This window comes from Candidatus Zymogenus saltonus (genome assembly GCA_016929395.1).
GTDB classification, from domain to species: domain Bacteria; phylum Desulfobacterota; class Zymogenia; order Zymogenales; family Zymogenaceae; genus Zymogenus; species Zymogenus saltonus.
Genome location: JAFGIX010000091.1, coordinates 1 through 14,466 on the forward strand (window position 1 = coordinate 1; position 14,466 = coordinate 14,466).

15 protein-coding genes are annotated in these 14,466 nt (G+C 52.8%); 10 read left to right on the forward strand and 5 right to left on the reverse strand.

Translation table 11 applies throughout. The features are described from left to right. Positions 1 to 604 precede the first annotated feature (604 nt). From tolQ to JW984_16890, 9 genes are all read left to right on the forward strand, one after another. Positions 605 to 1,366: a protein TolQ gene (tolQ, locus tag JW984_16850; protein ID MBN1574867.1), complete on the forward strand. Its 762-nt coding sequence runs from the start codon at positions 605 to 607 to the stop codon at positions 1,364 to 1,366. Continuing rightward, a complete protein-coding gene (tolR, locus tag JW984_16855) occupies positions 1,367 to 1,780 on the forward strand; it encodes a protein TolR (GenBank protein ID MBN1574868.1) in 414 nt (137 codons plus the stop codon). 13 nt (positions 1,781 to 1,793) lie between these two features. Continuing rightward, positions 1,794 to 2,726 carry a cell envelope integrity protein TolA gene (locus tag JW984_16860; protein MBN1574869.1) on the forward strand — a complete coding sequence of 311 codons (933 nt, stop codon included), beginning with the start codon at positions 1,794 to 1,796 and terminating at the stop codon, positions 2,724 to 2,726. 4 nt (positions 2,727 to 2,730) lie between these two features. Beyond that, positions 2,731 to 4,059, forward strand: coding sequence for a Tol-Pal system beta propeller repeat protein TolB (gene tolB / locus JW984_16865; protein MBN1574870.1), 1,329 nt, complete (start codon positions 2,731 to 2,733; stop codon positions 4,057 to 4,059). Positions 4,060 to 4,147: 88 nt separating this feature from the next. Continuing rightward, positions 4,148 to 4,663, forward strand: coding sequence for a peptidoglycan-associated lipoprotein Pal (gene pal / locus JW984_16870; GenBank protein MBN1574871.1), 516 nt, complete (start codon positions 4,148 to 4,150; stop codon positions 4,661 to 4,663). 666 nt (positions 4,664 to 5,329) lie between these two features. Beyond that, positions 5,330 to 6,343, forward strand: coding sequence for a DNA polymerase III subunit (locus JW984_16875; protein ID MBN1574872.1), 1,014 nt, complete (start codon positions 5,330 to 5,332; stop codon positions 6,341 to 6,343). A 274-nt stretch (positions 6,344 to 6,617) separates the two neighbouring features. Beyond that, positions 6,618 to 7,415, forward strand: a complete 798-nt coding sequence (locus JW984_16880; GenBank protein MBN1574873.1) for a stage 0 sporulation family protein — start codon at positions 6,618 to 6,620, stop codon at positions 7,413 to 7,415. A gap of 237 nt (positions 7,416 to 7,652) precedes the next feature. Then, positions 7,653 to 9,728 carry a methionine--tRNA ligase gene (gene metG, locus JW984_16885; GenBank protein MBN1574874.1) on the forward strand — a complete coding sequence of 692 codons (2,076 nt, stop codon included), beginning with the start codon at positions 7,653 to 7,655 and terminating at the stop codon, positions 9,726 to 9,728. After that, positions 9,728 to 10,519, forward strand: a complete 792-nt coding sequence (locus JW984_16890) for a TatD family hydrolase (GenBank protein ID MBN1574875.1) — start codon at positions 9,728 to 9,730, stop codon at positions 10,517 to 10,519. The genes metG and JW984_16890 overlap by 1 nt, the downstream gene beginning before the upstream one ends. Positions 10,520 to 10,527: 8 nt before the next feature. On the opposite strand, the gene JW984_16895 is transcribed toward JW984_16890, so the two are convergent. From JW984_16895 to JW984_16915, 5 genes are all read right to left on the reverse strand, one after another. Continuing rightward, entirely contained in the window at positions 10,528 to 11,148 is a 621-nt protein-coding gene (locus JW984_16895; GenBank protein ID MBN1574876.1) for a hypothetical protein, read from the reverse strand. Between the two features lie 202 nt (positions 11,149 to 11,350). Next, positions 11,351 to 11,746 (reverse strand): DUF86 domain-containing protein, encoded by a 396-nt coding sequence (locus tag JW984_16900; protein ID MBN1574877.1) that lies wholly within the window; start codon positions 11,744 to 11,746, stop codon positions 11,351 to 11,353. After that, on the reverse strand, positions 11,743 to 12,033 hold the full coding sequence (locus JW984_16905) for a nucleotidyltransferase family protein (protein ID MBN1574878.1): 291 nt from the start codon (positions 12,031 to 12,033) through the stop codon (positions 11,743 to 11,745). The genes JW984_16900 and JW984_16905 overlap by 4 nt, the downstream gene beginning before the upstream one ends. 100 nt (positions 12,034 to 12,133) lie before the next feature. Further along, positions 12,134 to 12,709, reverse strand: a complete 576-nt coding sequence (locus JW984_16910) for a DNA-3-methyladenine glycosylase I (protein MBN1574879.1) — start codon at positions 12,707 to 12,709, stop codon at positions 12,134 to 12,136. An 88-nt stretch (positions 12,710 to 12,797) separates the two neighbouring features. Beyond that, complete coding sequence (locus JW984_16915; protein ID MBN1574880.1) at positions 12,798 to 13,595, reverse strand: 2-hydroxyglutaryl-CoA dehydratase; 798 nt, start codon at positions 13,593 to 13,595, stop codon at positions 12,798 to 12,800. Positions 13,596 to 13,719: 124 nt separating this feature from the next. On the opposite strand from JW984_16915, the gene JW984_16920 reads away from it, so the two are divergent. Beyond that, positions 13,720 to 14,187, forward strand: coding sequence for a hypothetical protein (locus tag JW984_16920; GenBank protein ID MBN1574881.1), 468 nt, complete (start codon positions 13,720 to 13,722; stop codon positions 14,185 to 14,187). Positions 14,188 to 14,466: the final 279 nt, after the last annotated feature.

The window sequence follows — 14,466 nt, forward strand, 5'->3', positions numbered from 1 at the left end:
CCCCTACCGCCCCGTCCCTATTAGAATTACTCAGTATCGGCCCATTTTGTAAATACCCAAGACGCCTCCGCTTGCCATCCGTCACCCATTCAACCCGTCTCCTTTTCAAGATGCCTCCACCTGCCATTTCCCCCTACCGCCCCATCTCAATATGTTGTGCCCAGTGTTAATTTTTTACAATATGTAGTGTAGTTTGTCAAGAAAAAAATTTTTATGAGACAAATTTAATTTTGTATAGGGCACGAAGCGCGAATTTTTGACCAGATATTCCGTCGGCCGACATTAGAGTAAAAACAAAAAAGCTTAAATCGTTACTGCAATTTCGTTAAGGAGTGGTGCATGAAGGCCGTGAAACTTGAAAAAATATTTGGCATTTATTTGTCCTTTAGGGGCGCTTTTTTACAAAACAATCCTGTTGACAGTAGATATAAAATTAAATAAAATATGTATAAATTACTTATAATTATATTTAATGGGGTCAGGGCGGATTTGGAATGGGGAATTTCTCGAATAGCGGGGTTTTCGGAGGGGGGCGGGAAATGTAGATGATGCTGTTTGTGAAGCTTATGGGGCTGACATTTTTTTAAGGGAAATTAGGGAATCTATGGAGATATTTAAAGATTTATTCAGCGGCTTTTCGGAGGTGGAGATCTTAAAGACCATAGCCCAAGCGGGATTGGTCGTAAAGGGAGTGATGATTGTCCTTATCCTTTTCTCGGTGGTTTCGTGGGGGATAATATTTTACAAGTTTTTCGCCATCATGTCGGCCAGGGGTCAGTCGAGGAAGTTTCTGGACGCCTTCTGGACGAATCCCAAGCTTGCCACCCTGTATGAAAAGGCGAGGAGATACAAGAAGAGCCCGATAGCACAGGTATTTCGGGCTGGGTACCAGGAATTCAACCGCCTTTTGATCGGGGCGAGGGCCGGCAAGGCCAAGGTCGATGCGGCGGGAAATCCCAGCGTCAGGGACGTCGGCAGCATAAGCACAGAGCTTCTGGGGGCGGAGAGCATCGAGAGGGTTTTGAGGAGGAGCATCATGGAGGAGGTGACGAGGTTAGAGAGCCACCTGACTTTTCTCGCCACGACCGGCAGCACCTGTCCCTTTATCGGGCTTTTCGGGACCGTCTGGGGGATCATGAACGCCTTTAGGGGGATCGGCGCCAAGAGCTCGGCCAGCATCGGGGTCGTGGCGTCGGGGATCTCGGAGGCGCTTATTGCCACCGCCTTCGGGCTCTTTGCCGCCATACCGGCGGTCGTTGCGTACAACTACTATCTCTCCAAGATCAAGGTCTTGACGACGGAGATGGACAACTTCTCGTTCGAGTTTCTCAATATCGTCGAGCGGCACATAAAGAGGATGAAGTAGATGCAGACTCCGAAGAGGGAATACAGAACCCTTTCCGAGATAAACGTGACCCCCTTTGTGGACGTCATGCTGGTTCTGCTTATCATCTTCATGGTGACGGCCCCCATGCTTCACGAGGGGCTTGACGTAGCGCTGCCGCAGGTCAAGGGGGAGACGATAAAGGAGGAGGCCTCCTACGTCACGATCACCGTAAACAAAGAGGGGCAGATATTTATCGACGACGATCCGATTCCCTTGAGCGAGGTAGCCGACGAGATGAGGCGGATAAAGAAATATTGGGACAAGAAGGTGCTTTTAAAGGCCGACCGATCGATCAACTACGGGCTTGTCGTCCAGTTGATGGCGGCCTTGAGGGAGGCAGGGATCGAGGACATCGGGATGGTGACGGAGCCGTTGGCGGAGGAGGAGAAGTAGGGGAGGGATTTTTATGGCCAGACTTTCGAGACTTGACGGAAACGCGGGGGGCATCTATATGATGATTGCGCTCTCCGCCTTCGTTCATGTCGCGGTCTTCGTTATCCTCGGCGTCTCCTCGTTCGACAAGAGGGAGATGACGATCTACTCCCCACCCTATTCGGTGAGCCTCGTCCCGGGGGAATACACCGGAGACTTCGGCGAGGGGGGGGAGGAGGGAAACAGCGCCGTTGAGGAGAGCATGGACAGCCTGGAGCCGGTCGCCACTGGGGGGGCCGGTGCTATAAAGGAGCCTTCCAAAACCAAGGAGGCGAAGGACTCGGGGGGGGAGAAGGAGAAGGTCGAGGAGGTGAAGAAGGAGACCACGGCGGACCTCAACTCGGCGATAGAGAGGATCAGAAAGAAGGTCGCCCTGGACGAGGAGAGGAAGAAGCTGGAGTCGATAGCGAGGGAGCGCGAATCTAAGGAGAAGCTCAAGAGCCACGACAGCGACTTGGCAAAGGCCCCCGATGCCGGCTCCCCGGCAGGCGGCGGGTCCAAGCCGGGGGGAAGGACTCCGACGGGGACGAGGCCCCCGAAGTCCGGGAAGCCGGGCGGCGGCAGTCCCTTCGGGACGAGCAACGTCTACACGCCGGGGGGGAGCGGGATGGGGATTCCGGACGCCGAGTTTTCCGCCTATTACAAGGAGCTTTGGAAGAGGGTCCGCGCCGGATGGTCGGTTCCGGACGAGCTGCTCGAAAAAGACCTTGAGACGGTTCTCGGTATTCGGATCGAAAAGGACGGCAAGATTATAGATGTCTGGACAGAGAAGGGCTCGGGGGACGACTATTTCGACGAGACCGCGCTTAGGGCGGTGAGGATGGCGAATCCCCTGCCGCCGCTCCCGGAAAAATACAGGGAAAATACAATGGATGTTGGTATCAGGTTTCATTCGAGGAAGTTTTGAATAAATGAAGTGGTTTAAAATTTCTCTTTCTTCTGTTGTTGTTTTTATCTTTCTTATTCTGCCTTTGGGGGGCACGGCGCCCGGAAAGGTATACATCGATATCGACGCCCCCGGCTTCAGGAAATTCCCGCTGGCGACCCCGGACTTCATAAGCCTCGGAGGGGCGGTGTCTTCCGAGATCGAGAGGGGGGCGAGAAATGCGCTTCTTGACGATCTCAATATGGCGGGCATCTTTACGGTAGTGGACCCCGGGCTCTACACCCCGAATCCGGAGAGCGGAAAACGACTTGACAAAACGGATTACGACATCTGGCGGAGGGTCGGCGCGGAGGCGGTGATCAAGGGGGGATACGAGGTTTTGGGAGAGTCGCTCATGGTGGAGATATATCTCTTCGACACCGTAAACAAGCGGAGAATCTGGGGGAGGAGATACCGGGGATCGAGAGACCATATCTCACGGATGATCCACAAGTTCATGGACGACATGATGATGGAGTTCACCGGCGAGAAGGGGATCTTTCAATCGAGAATCGCCTACGTCACAGACCTCCACGGGAGAAAGGAGATCTACTACATGGACGTGGACGGCAATAACTCCTTCAGGCTCACCAGAAACACGGTCATCGACCTCTCCCCCGCATGGTCCTCGGACGGAGAAAAAATCGTATACTGCTCCTTCAAGCAGAGGCGTCCGAAGATATTCGCCGTTGACGTTACGGATTTCAACGATAGATTGATCGCGGGATATGAGGGGATAAATATCAGCCCCGCCTACTCCCCCGGGGGAGCGACGATCGCCTTTACCTCAAGCAAGGACAGGGACTACTACCCGAATATCTACACCATCTCGGAAAGCGGGGGTTCGCTGAGAAGGCTCACCAGCGGGAACAATATAGACGTAAGCCCGAGCTGGTCCCCTGACGGGAGATATATAGCCTTCACCTCCAACCGGGGCGGAGGACCGCAGATATACATCATGAACTCCAACGGCGGCGGCGTGAGGAGGCTCACCTACTCCGGCGGATACAACACGTCTCCGGAGTGGTCGCCCAGGGGTGACAAGATAGTCTACGTGGGGGCGTTTCTGGGGAAGTTCGAGGTCTACGTCATAAACATCGACGGCACCGAGAACATGAGGCTTACCGGCGGCCGGGGAGATAACGAGGACCCCTCCTGGTCACCAGACGGCAGGCTGATCACATTCTCTACGACGAGAAGCGACAGAGGGGAGATCTACTGGATGAGGGTCGACGGCTCGGATCAAACCAAAATACCGGATGTCGGAGGGAATTGTTCTTCCCCTTCCTGGTCGGGAAGAGTCAATTTTAAGTGAGAAAATAGGTCCTTGACCAAAAAAAGGTTGATTGTATCAAAAAATTAAGATAAATTAAGACAATTATACGGATTATTGGAGGATAGATATGACCGGACATGTCAACAGATACTTGAAATATATATTGTTATTGGTGCTTATCTCCGCTGTCGGCCTCTTTTGCGTCTCCTGCGCAGGTAAGGGCAAGGGGAGGGGGTATGAGGATATAGGGACCGGGAGGGGGCTCGAGGATACATCGATACCCGGGGAGGGGCTTGACGGAAGGCTCTACGGGCTCAACGATATTAATTTCGAGTTCGACAAATCCTCTTTGACGCCCCAGGCCCAGGAAATCCTGAAGGCGAACGCCACGTGGCTCAAGACAAACTCGACCGCGGTCGTCGAGATAGAGGGCCACTGCGACGAGAGGGGCACCATCGAGTACAACCTCGCCCTGGGAGACAGGAGGGCGAGGAGCGCCAGGGATTTTCTGGTCAGCATCGGCATAAGCTCCACGAGGCTAAAGACTATAAGCTACGGGGAAGAGATGCCCCTGGATCCCGCGCATAACGAGTCCGCCTGGGCGAAGAACAGGAGAGCGCACTTTACCATCACCTCCAAGTAACGGGTAGTACGGCGGTCGGTCAGCCAATTAGTATTGAGGGGGGTTGGGTATCAGCTGAGTAGGAGGTTTGGGGTGTCGGCTTCGAGTGGGGGGTCGGTTGGTTGATATTAGGGGGGGCGGTTGGTTGGTTGATATTTGGGTGGGGTCAGTATATTGGGGGGATGGGATTTGTTTGGTCGGCGGTTTCGGGAGGGGGCGGTCGATTGATATTCCGGGGAGGTCGGTCGATTGATATTGGGGAGGGGGCGCCTGTTTATATTGAAGGGAAGGAGGGGATTGGTTGTGCAGGAGGTTGAGGAACGACTGCCAAAATCGAGGCGATTTAATTTGTTTGGGCGGATGGCGAGGGCCTGTTTTTCAATTTGGCTTATGGGCATTCTTTAAATCATGTTGTGGTGATCATGGCATAGGGCAGGTGGTCCGTACGGATTGGGGAGGTATGGGAGTGTTGGATTGTTGGGGGGTTGGGAGTGGGGCGTCAGGTATTTCAAATACCCCTTTTTCGATTGAGATTCCATTACGGGAATTTTGTAAAGGGGATTAGATAAAGGTTTTTCACTCCTCAAAATCATCCCGTCCCCCCGCAAATTAAGGGTCGCCCCAGTTTTTTCGGCACCAACCGATTGGATGTCAATGCAGTCACTTGGTTGATTTTACCGAGGGCGGATGATAGATTTTTCCGATATAAGGGGACAGGGGAGGGCGGCGGACGTCCTGTCCGGACTCTTCGATTCCAAGAGGGTGCCCCACGCGATGATATTTTCCGGGCCCGAGGGGGTCGGAAAGGGACTTGTTGCGGCTCGGTTTGCCGCCGCCCTTTTATGCAAGGGAGAGGGGGCAGTCCCCTGCGGCGGGTGCGGACCCTGCATGAGGATTAAGTCCGGCGTCTTCCCGGACCTGATAACGGTGGGAATACAGGAGGGGAGGGCCAAGATCCTGATAGAGCAGATCAGGGAGATAGAGGGGATACTGGCCTACCGTCCATTTTACGGAGAGGGCCGGGTCGTTATTATTGATCCGGCCGATATGATGAGCGACGGGGCCTCCGCCGCGATCCTGAAAACCCTCGAGGAGCCGCCGAAGGGGACCCACTTCATACTGGTTACGTCGAGAGCCTTTAGGCTCCCAGCGACGATAATCTCCAGGTGCCAGAGGGTGAGGTTCTCGCCCCTCTCCCCCGAGGATGTAGTCGGGATCATTCGGAGGGAGGGCGTGGCAAACGGCGAGGAGGAGGCATCGAGGTTCTGCAGGGGCAGCGTCTCCAGGGCCCAGTCGATGATAAGGGGGGGGTTTCTCGGAGTCAGGGAGGATTTGATAGGGGCCCTGTCCAAGATGAGATTGAACGACCCAAAAACGGCCGATGACCTGTCCCAGAAGGTCTCGAAGCTGAAGAACTCGATCCCCGAAGTCCTTGATATCCTGAAGCTTTGGTACAGGGATGTCATCGTCTACAACTCAACGGGGAGTCTTGAAAACCTCGTCAATCGGGACCTGATCGAGAAATGGGGGAAGGGTTGGTCGAATGTGGATCAAAGCTCCCTCATTAAAAGCGTGGAGTCGACGGAGGAGATATCCGACCTGTACATGAGGGGCACAAATATTAATATGCGCCTGGCCTTTCTGATGCTCTTTATAAGGCTTACCGAGCTGAAACATGGGTATCGAAAGAGTGGGCGATAAGGAGTTCGGTAGTTGTCCGAAGGGGGATCGTGTCGTTTAAAGTGTTGTTGGGTATCGAACCAAGATGGTTTTTCGGGTAATGGATTGGTCTTTGTTTGAAAGACAAACAAAGATGAGGCGGTTGAAGCAAGCCGATCTGAAAAGGTCTGACAAAACCGTGAGATTTGTTAATCGTTGTCGCGAAAGCTTGAGATTTTTTAGATTGATTTGAATCTCTCGCCACTTTTTTTAGCGGCGGACTAATGTAGTTGTAAAAGATTCGGGCTGGATTGATATGAAAAGAGTTGTGGGGATCAGGTTTCGTGGTGCAGGTAAAATATATCGCTTCAATGCGGAGGGCTTTGACCTGAACATTATGGAAAGGGTCCTCGTGGAGACCGAGCGGGGCCTGGTTATGGGAACAGTCGTAGTGCCTCCGAGAAACGTGGAGGAGCTGCCTGATGACATCCCGCTGAAGCCGATCCTCAGGATTGCGTCTGAAGATGATATAAAGAAGGAGGAGGAGAACAAAGAGAGGGAGTGCGAGGCCAAGATATTCTGCAAGTCGTGCATCGAGAAACATATGCTCGATATGTATCTCGTGGACGTGGAGCACCTCTTCGACGGGAGCAAGGTGATATTCTACTTCACGGCGGACGAGAGGGTGGACTTCAGGGCGCTGGTGAGGGACCTCGCATCCAAGTTCAGGACCCGAATCGAGATGCGCCAGATAGGCGTCAGGAACAAGGCCAAGCTGGTCGGGGGGATCGGCTCCTGCGGCAGGGAGCTGTGCTGCAACACCTTTTTGACCAATTTCGAGCCGGTCTCCGTCAAGATGGCCAAGGACCAGAACGTCTCCCTGAATCCGTCCAAGATATCGGGGGTCTGCGGGAGGCTCATGTGCTGTCTGAAGTACGAATACGATACTTATCTCGACCTGAAGGAGGACATGCCGAAGATCGGAAAGAGGGTTGTCACAAACGAAGGGAAGGGAAAGGTGATACGCCAAAATGTCCTTGCCAACAGCGTTACCGTGGAGATGGAAGACGGCGAGGAGAGGGAGGTGCCGATCGATTGCCTCAAAAACGGTTGAGCCCGGTGGGGTCGTCATGTGATGGAGGTATGGGAGGATGGGGGAAGGATGGGGAAAGATGGGGGGCCTATACCGTTCAGACGATCAAAGCCCAGAAGAAAAGAAAGCTCAACCGCCGGATGATGCAATTTTATGCAGAGAGAGGTTCACTGAATCCTTTTATAGATCAGCGGAGAGGATGACCGTCGGGTCACGTTTTTTTATTATAGTGTTCATTTAAGACAAAGGGTGATGTAGATGACGACCGACGAAAAGAAATATTACATTACTACACCGATATATTACGTCAACGCCCAGCCCCACATCGGGCACGCTTATACGACGATCGTAGCGGACGTCCTGTCCCGATACAGGAGGCTCTCCGGTTACGACACCTTCTTTCTCACCGGCACCGACGAGCACGGCGACAAGGTAAAGCGGGCCGCGGACGAAAAGGGGATCTCGCCCAAGGAGTACGCCGACGAGATCAGCGGGCTGTTCAGGGCGCTCTGGCCGGAGCTGAACATCTCGAACAACCGCTTCATAAGGACGACCGATCCCGATCACGTCAAGGTGGTGCGGCTCATACTCAAAAAGGTCTACGACAACGGGGATATATACTTCGACAGCTACGGCGGCCTCTACTGCACCGGCTGCGAGCGGTTCTACATGGAGAGGGAGCTGGTTGACGGCAAGTGCCCCGACCACGAGATGGAGCCGGAGTATATCGAGGAGTCCAACTACTTCTTCAAGATGAGCAAGTACCAGGACTGGCTTATTACGCACATCGAGAAAAACCCCGACTTCATCCGCCCCGAGCGTTACAAGAACGAGGTCCTGGCCTTTCTCAGGGAGCCCCTCGAAGACCTCTGCATCTCGAGGCCGAAGTCGAGGCTCGACTGGGGAATAGAGCTCCCCTTTGATGACAAGTACGTCACCTACGTCTGGTTCGACGCCCTGATAAACTACCTTACCGGCATCGGATTTCCGGACGGCGACGGCTATAAAAAATACTGGCCCGTCGCCCAGCACCTCATCGCAAAGGATATTTTAAAGCCCCACGGAATCTACTGGCCCACGATGCTCAAGGCGGCGGGGATGGAGACCTACAAACACCTCAACGTCCACGGCTACTGGAACGTGGAGGAGTCTAAAATGAGCAAATCCTTGGGAAACGTTGTGACGCCCCTCTCGCTGAAGGACAAGTACGGGCTGGACGCATTCCGCTACTATCTGATGAGGGACATGGTCTTTGGGCTTGACGCCTCGTTTTCCGAGGAGGGTTTGGTGGGGAGGATAAACGCCGACCTCGCAAACGATCTAGGGAACCTCGTCAGCAGAAGCCTTGCCATGACCGCCAAATATTTCGGCGGGACGATCACATCACCCGGTGGCTCCGGCGATCCCTCGGACGACAGGCTGGTCTCCACGGCGATGAGGGTCCTGCCCCAGTACAAAAAGTTCATGGAGGAGCTGGCCTTCCACAAGGCCCTCGCGGCGGTCTGGGACCTCGTCGGGGAGTGCAACCGCTATATCGTTGAGAACGCCCCCTGGGAGCTCGCCAAGGACGAGGAAAAGGGCGGTCGTCTCGCAAGAGTCATGTACAACGTTCTTGAATCGCTGAGGTTTGTCGGGACGCTGATCATCCCGTTCATGCCGAACGCCGCCGAGGAGATCCTCACCATGATAGGGGTCAGGGCGGACTTCGCCCATAAAAACATCGATGAGCTCTCCAGCTGGGGGGGGCTTCCCATAGGCGCACAAGTCATGCCCGCATCCCAGCTGTTTCCGAGGGTGGATCCGAGCGAGACGATAGTCAGGGAGAAGGGAGCCGACGAGGCGAAGGAGGAGGAGAAGGAGAGCGGACCGGGAGTGGAGCTCGAGATAGGTTTTGAGAAAAAGGCGAAGGGGGAACTCCACGAAGGGATGGGGGTGGCCGAGCACCTGGAGAAGGGTAAAAAGATGAGATGGTGGAGGATCAAGGGGCGCAAGGCCAAGGCCGAAGCCGGCGGCCTGATCACCATCGATGATTTCAAGAGGGTCGACCTGAGGCTCGGCCTCATAAAAACTGCTGTGGCCGTCCCGAAATCAGACAAGCTCGTAAAGCTTACCGTCGATATCGGGGAGGAACGCACGGTGGTTGCCGGAATAGGGAAACACTACTCCCCGGGCGACCTGGTCGGAAAGAGGGTCGTGATCGTGTCCAACCTCAAGCCTACAAAGCTTATGGGGATTCAATCCCAGGGAATGATACTCGCCGTGAGCGACGACGAGGGGGGGCTTTCCCTCATCACCGCAGACAGGGATGTCTCCCACGGAAAGAGACTCACCTGATGCTGATCGACTCCCACGCCCACCTCGACCTTCCGCAGTTCGACGGCGACAGAGTTGCCGTGATAGAGCGCGCCTTCGCCGACGTTAAGGACGGCGCCGGCGGGCTTACCGGCATAGTGACGATAGGCTTTGACCTTAACTCCTCAAAAAAGGCGGTTCAAATAGCCGAGGCCAACGACAATATCTATGCGGTCGTAGGCGTTCACCCCCACGACGCCAAGGCGGTGACGGAGCGGACGATCGAAGGCATCAGGGATCTTACGAACAGAAAGAAGGTCGTCGGGATCGGCGAGACGGGACTCGATCTCTTCAGGAAGCTTTCCCCGGTGGACAGACAGTACAAGGCGTTTCACTCCTTCCTCGACCTATCCGGAGAGACCGCCCTCCCCATCGTAATCCACGACCGGGATGCCAATGCCGAGGTCCTGGAGGTCCTCACGAAAAATAGGGGCGACTACACCCCCGGCATCATACACTGCTTCTCCGGCGACTGGGGGTACGCCAGGAAATGCCTCGACCTCGACTTTTACATCTCGATCCCCGGCGTGGTGACGTTCCCGAAGGCCAAGCAGCTCCACGACGTTGTGAAGAGGTTGCCCACCGACAGGATCCTCTTCGAGACGGACGCGCCCTTCTTGACGCCGGCGCCGTTTCGGGGAAAGAGAAACGAGCCGGCATACGTCAGGTACACGGCTGTGGCGGCGGCGGAGATTCGGGGCGACTTCCCCGAGAAGCTGATGGAGGCGGCGGCGCTGAATACGATTAAGGTCTTTGGGATTGAGGAGTTGTAGGGGGGGGTCTATTTCTGCTCTATTTGCTCTCTGAACTTTTCTTTCATTTTACCAAGCATCTTTTGATTTTCATCGCTCAAAGGGACTGTTCCTAATGCATTTTTTATATTCTTTGTGACAATATTTGATTTTGCTAAAATACTATCTTTAAATACATCTATTTGTTTTTTAGTTATTCTTTTTGGATGAGTATTAGTATAATCAAAAATTTCAAAATAAATATCTATATTATCTTTAATCGAATCAATTACTTCATTTGGAGAAAATAGAATCCACTTTTCATATTTTTGATGAAATTTTTCAATAAAATTGACTGATTTTTTTGCAAAAAAATCAGAATTAAAATTATTTTGATCTTTTTCTGATTTGGTAAGAAAAGTATATAATAGGTTATAGAGTTCATCTATATTATCAATAATCTCCTCATAAATCTCAATTTGCTTTTTATAAAGTGCATTCCTAAGCGGAGCCCTTCTTTCCATATATGAAAATAGGAGGGATAAACCTGCGATGACAAATCCTAAAAATCCGAATATTCCCGATATAACAATAGATATTTCCGATATACCAAAATATTTTACCGATATATATAATCCTAAAAATCCAAATATTACCGGCACCCATTCCATTTTTTAACTCATTATAAAATACTTTTTAATTATTTCAAACCTTCAACTTATTAAACTTCCTTGAATAAATTATTATTACTTTGCAGGCCCCGGTTACATCAGGGTTTTTAATTAACCCTATCTCACAACTCCACCCGATCTGATTAACAACAAGTCACGGCAACCACAACTCCGGCGTCGGAAGCGCAAAGCACGAAAGAAATCAGCCGCCCTTTTTCTCGGCGGGCTCCCCGGCAAACTCCTCTTCGAGCTCCTCCAACGACGGGATCAGGTTTTTTATGGCCGCCTTTACCGGGGGGAGCTCTATCTCTATCAACTGCCAGATTTCCGGCAATGCGATGCTGTTGTATTTGTGGATAAGAATATCCCTGAGGGCGGCCATGCTTCTCCACGGCAATTCAGGATGTTTATCCCTGTATTCTATTGGTATAAGCTTTACGGTCTCCCCGATGATTTCAAGATTATGCATTACGGCGTCCTGAATCATCTGATCGGAAAGGAAGACTTTCTTTCCGCCCGATGTATAGGATTCCAGCCTCCTGATGCGATCGCTTATCATCGCCAAATACAACCTGGGGTCTTTATCGTAATTTTTCATAGTGGGTTCGCTTCCTTCAATATCCTGCGGCGAATAAGCCAATAAATAGAATTCTCAGTTACCACGTCCACCTTCATGCCGATCAGGTCTTCAAGCTCGTGGATAAAGGCTATGTGATCAAAGAGGCCGGTTTTTTCATCGAAGTCCACGAGGAAGTTCACATCGCTTTTTTCGTTCGTCTTCCCTCTGGAAGCGGAGCCGAATACGCGGACGTTGTGCGCCCCGTGCCTCTCGGCTATCTCGATGATCTTCTTCCGCTTTCCCTTGAGCGTTTTCCTTATGGTCATGATAAACAGCCCTTGAACGGTATTGCCCGATATTCTAACAAGATCATAATCGAAAATCAAGCCGCTCGGTGACGGCGCGGTTGTTCAATACAAAATTCAATCACTTCGGATAGACCGCCTGGACCTCCCTCCACCTGAAGCAGTCCACGATGTGGTCGTTCACGAAGCCCACCGCCTGCAGGTGGGCATATATCGTCGTTGGGCCGACGAAATTAAAACCCAGCTTTTTGAGCTTTATGCTCAAATACTCGGAGACGGCCGTCTTTGGAGGCAGCTCCTCCATCTTCTTGAAGCTGTTGATTTTTACCTCGCCCCCGAAGCTCTCGAAGAGGAAGCGGCCGAAGGGGCCGCCCTGTTTTTCCCTTATCTCCAAGATCCTCACGGCGTTGTTGATCACCGCCCTGATCTTCCGCTCGTTCCTTATCCCGCCTCTGTCTTTGAGTATCTCCTGAACCCTCGCCTCGTCGAACCGGGCGACGATTTCAGGGTCGAAGTCCGCAAAAAGCCTTCTTAGCGTCTCCCGCTTTTTCAGGATAGTCTCCCAGCTAAGGCCAGCCTGAAACACCTCGAGGCTCAGGTGCTCGAACTGGGCGATGTCATCGAGGGTGAAGACCCCCCACTCCGTGTCGTGGTATCTAATCATGAGGTCAGACCCCGCCCATGGGCACCTGTTCATCCCCTGACTCCGTTAAAGGCAAATGTTAATTTGATGGTTTTTTTATGAGAGAGGCGGTACCTGCCGTCGATCCATGATAAATATTGCCTCAGGCTTCCTCCCTTTTCACTGTCTCCCCGGCGATTATGGCGGCCCCCAGCGCCCCCGCTATCTGGGAGAGCTCCGAGATGTGGATCTCGTGGCCGAGGTTTTTCTCGAGGGCCTTTACAACCCCGATGTTCTTGGACACGCCGCCGGTCAGAACGACCTCATCGGCGATGGGGACCCGCCTTGCCATCGAGGCAATTCTGCTCGTTATGGCGTCGTGGATGCCTGCGATGATGTCCTCCTTCGGGAGCCCCCGTGCGATCTGGGAGATTACCTCCGACTCGGCGAATACCGTGCACATGTTCGATATCTTGGCGGGCTTGCTCGAGGTAAGGGAGAGCTTGCCGAAGGCGTCGAGATCCACCTCCAGGGCGTGGGCCATCACCTCCAAAAACCTTCCGGTTCCCGCGGCGCACTTCTCGTTCATAACAAAGTCCTTTACCCTCCCCACATCGTCTATCGACATTGCCTTGGAATCCTGCCCGCCGATATCCACTACCGTCCTCGCCTTTGGGAAGAGGTAATTAGCCCCACGGGCGTGACACGTTATCTCGGTCACCTGTTTTTCGGCGAACGGGACATTCACCCTCCCGTATCCCGTGGAGACGGTAAAGGCGATGTCCTCCCGGGAAAGTCCCGCCCCTTTCAGGCATTCGTCCATCACCCTGTTGGAAATCTCGACGCTGTTGTAGCCGGTGGGCATAACCGTGTGGGAGACGATGCGGGAGGCGATATCCCCGTCCTCTATTATAACGGCCTTTGCGGTCAGCGAGCCGAGGTCCACTCCGGCAAAATACATCAATCGGCCTCCGTTTTTTTGTTTTAGAATCTATCCTCATTTTAACAGGATGTCAACGAATATCATAAGGAAAATTGAGGGAGACCTTTTGACTTTCCGATTTGTCCGTTGTATAATTAATGCCATGAAAAAGATAATCTCAAAGAGACGGGTAGTACGGCTTTTTAGGCTTGTTTTTGTATTTGCCGTTATTTTGATTGCATCCTGTGCGACGGTCGACAACTGGGGCACGACCGACCCCCCGATCGTCAGGGTGAACGTCGTAAATTACCTCGCATTTACGTCGGTCGGCCTTCCCACGACGATATATTTTTCCGTCGTCAACGTCACGGACGAGCCTTTGACAAACCTTACCCTCGATGTGTCGGTAAATCCTACAAGAGGCGTCGATGTCCCCTTTCGGTGGATGGTAATAGACAAGATCGAGCCGAAGGGAAGCTGGAGGCCCGATGAACCCTTTTCCATAAGGGGGCGCCTGCCCGGCACCACCTCGGTTTACTTCATCGTCAAGAAGGACGGAAGGGTCCTCGCGAAAAACTACTCCCTTGTATCGATCCCCCGGGAATACGATTATCGGAGACCCCGGAGATAAAGACGTGAGCCGTTCCCTTGGAAAACGGGAGGCCGGCAAAACAGCTATTCTGTCATTCTTGCGTAAGCGGGAACTTAGAGGGGTGGGGAATGAGGCGGTGTTTGTCATTCCCTTAGAAAACGGGAATCCAGCTTGATATTTTTCTGGATTCCCAATCGAGTTGGGAATGACAGCATAGATTCCCAATCAAGCCGGGAGTGACAGCGTATATGTCATTCCCGTGAAAACGGGAATCCAGCTTGATATTTTTCTGGATTCCCAATCGGGTTGGGAATGACA

Coding starts and splice junctions, on each gene's coding strand:
- tolQ (MBN1574867.1), top strand. CDS start 605: ATGGAGATATTTAAAGATTTATTCAGCGGCTTTTCGGAGGTGGAGATC.
- tolR (MBN1574868.1), top strand. CDS start 1,367: ATGCAGACTCCGAAGAGGGAATACAGAACCCTTTCCGAGATAAACGTG.
- JW984_16860 (MBN1574869.1), top strand. CDS start 1,794: ATGGCCAGACTTTCGAGACTTGACGGAAACGCGGGGGGCATCTATATG.
- tolB (MBN1574870.1), top strand. CDS start 2,731: ATGAAGTGGTTTAAAATTTCTCTTTCTTCTGTTGTTGTTTTTATCTTT.
- pal (MBN1574871.1), top strand. CDS start 4,148: ATGACCGGACATGTCAACAGATACTTGAAATATATATTGTTATTGGTG.
- JW984_16875 (MBN1574872.1), top strand. CDS start 5,330: ATGATAGATTTTTCCGATATAAGGGGACAGGGGAGGGCGGCGGACGTC.
- JW984_16880 (MBN1574873.1), top strand. CDS start 6,618: ATGAAAAGAGTTGTGGGGATCAGGTTTCGTGGTGCAGGTAAAATATAT.
- metG (MBN1574874.1), top strand. CDS start 7,653: ATGACGACCGACGAAAAGAAATATTACATTACTACACCGATATATTAC.
- JW984_16890 (MBN1574875.1), top strand. CDS start 9,728: ATGCTGATCGACTCCCACGCCCACCTCGACCTTCCGCAGTTCGACGGC.
- JW984_16895 (MBN1574876.1), bottom strand. CDS start 11,148: ATGGAATGGGTGCCGGTAATATTTGGATTTTTAGGATTATATATATCG.
- JW984_16900 (MBN1574877.1), bottom strand. CDS start 11,746: ATGAAAAATTACGATAAAGACCCCAGGTTGTATTTGGCGATGATAAGC.
- JW984_16905 (MBN1574878.1), bottom strand. CDS start 12,033: ATGACCATAAGGAAAACGCTCAAGGGAAAGCGGAAGAAGATCATCGAG.
- JW984_16910 (MBN1574879.1), bottom strand. CDS start 12,709: ATGAACAGGTGCCCATGGGCGGGGTCTGACCTCATGATTAGATACCAC.
- JW984_16915 (MBN1574880.1), bottom strand. CDS start 13,595: ATGTATTTTGCCGGAGTGGACCTCGGCTCGCTGACCGCAAAGGCCGTT.
- JW984_16920 (MBN1574881.1), top strand. CDS start 13,720: ATGAAAAAGATAATCTCAAAGAGACGGGTAGTACGGCTTTTTAGGCTT.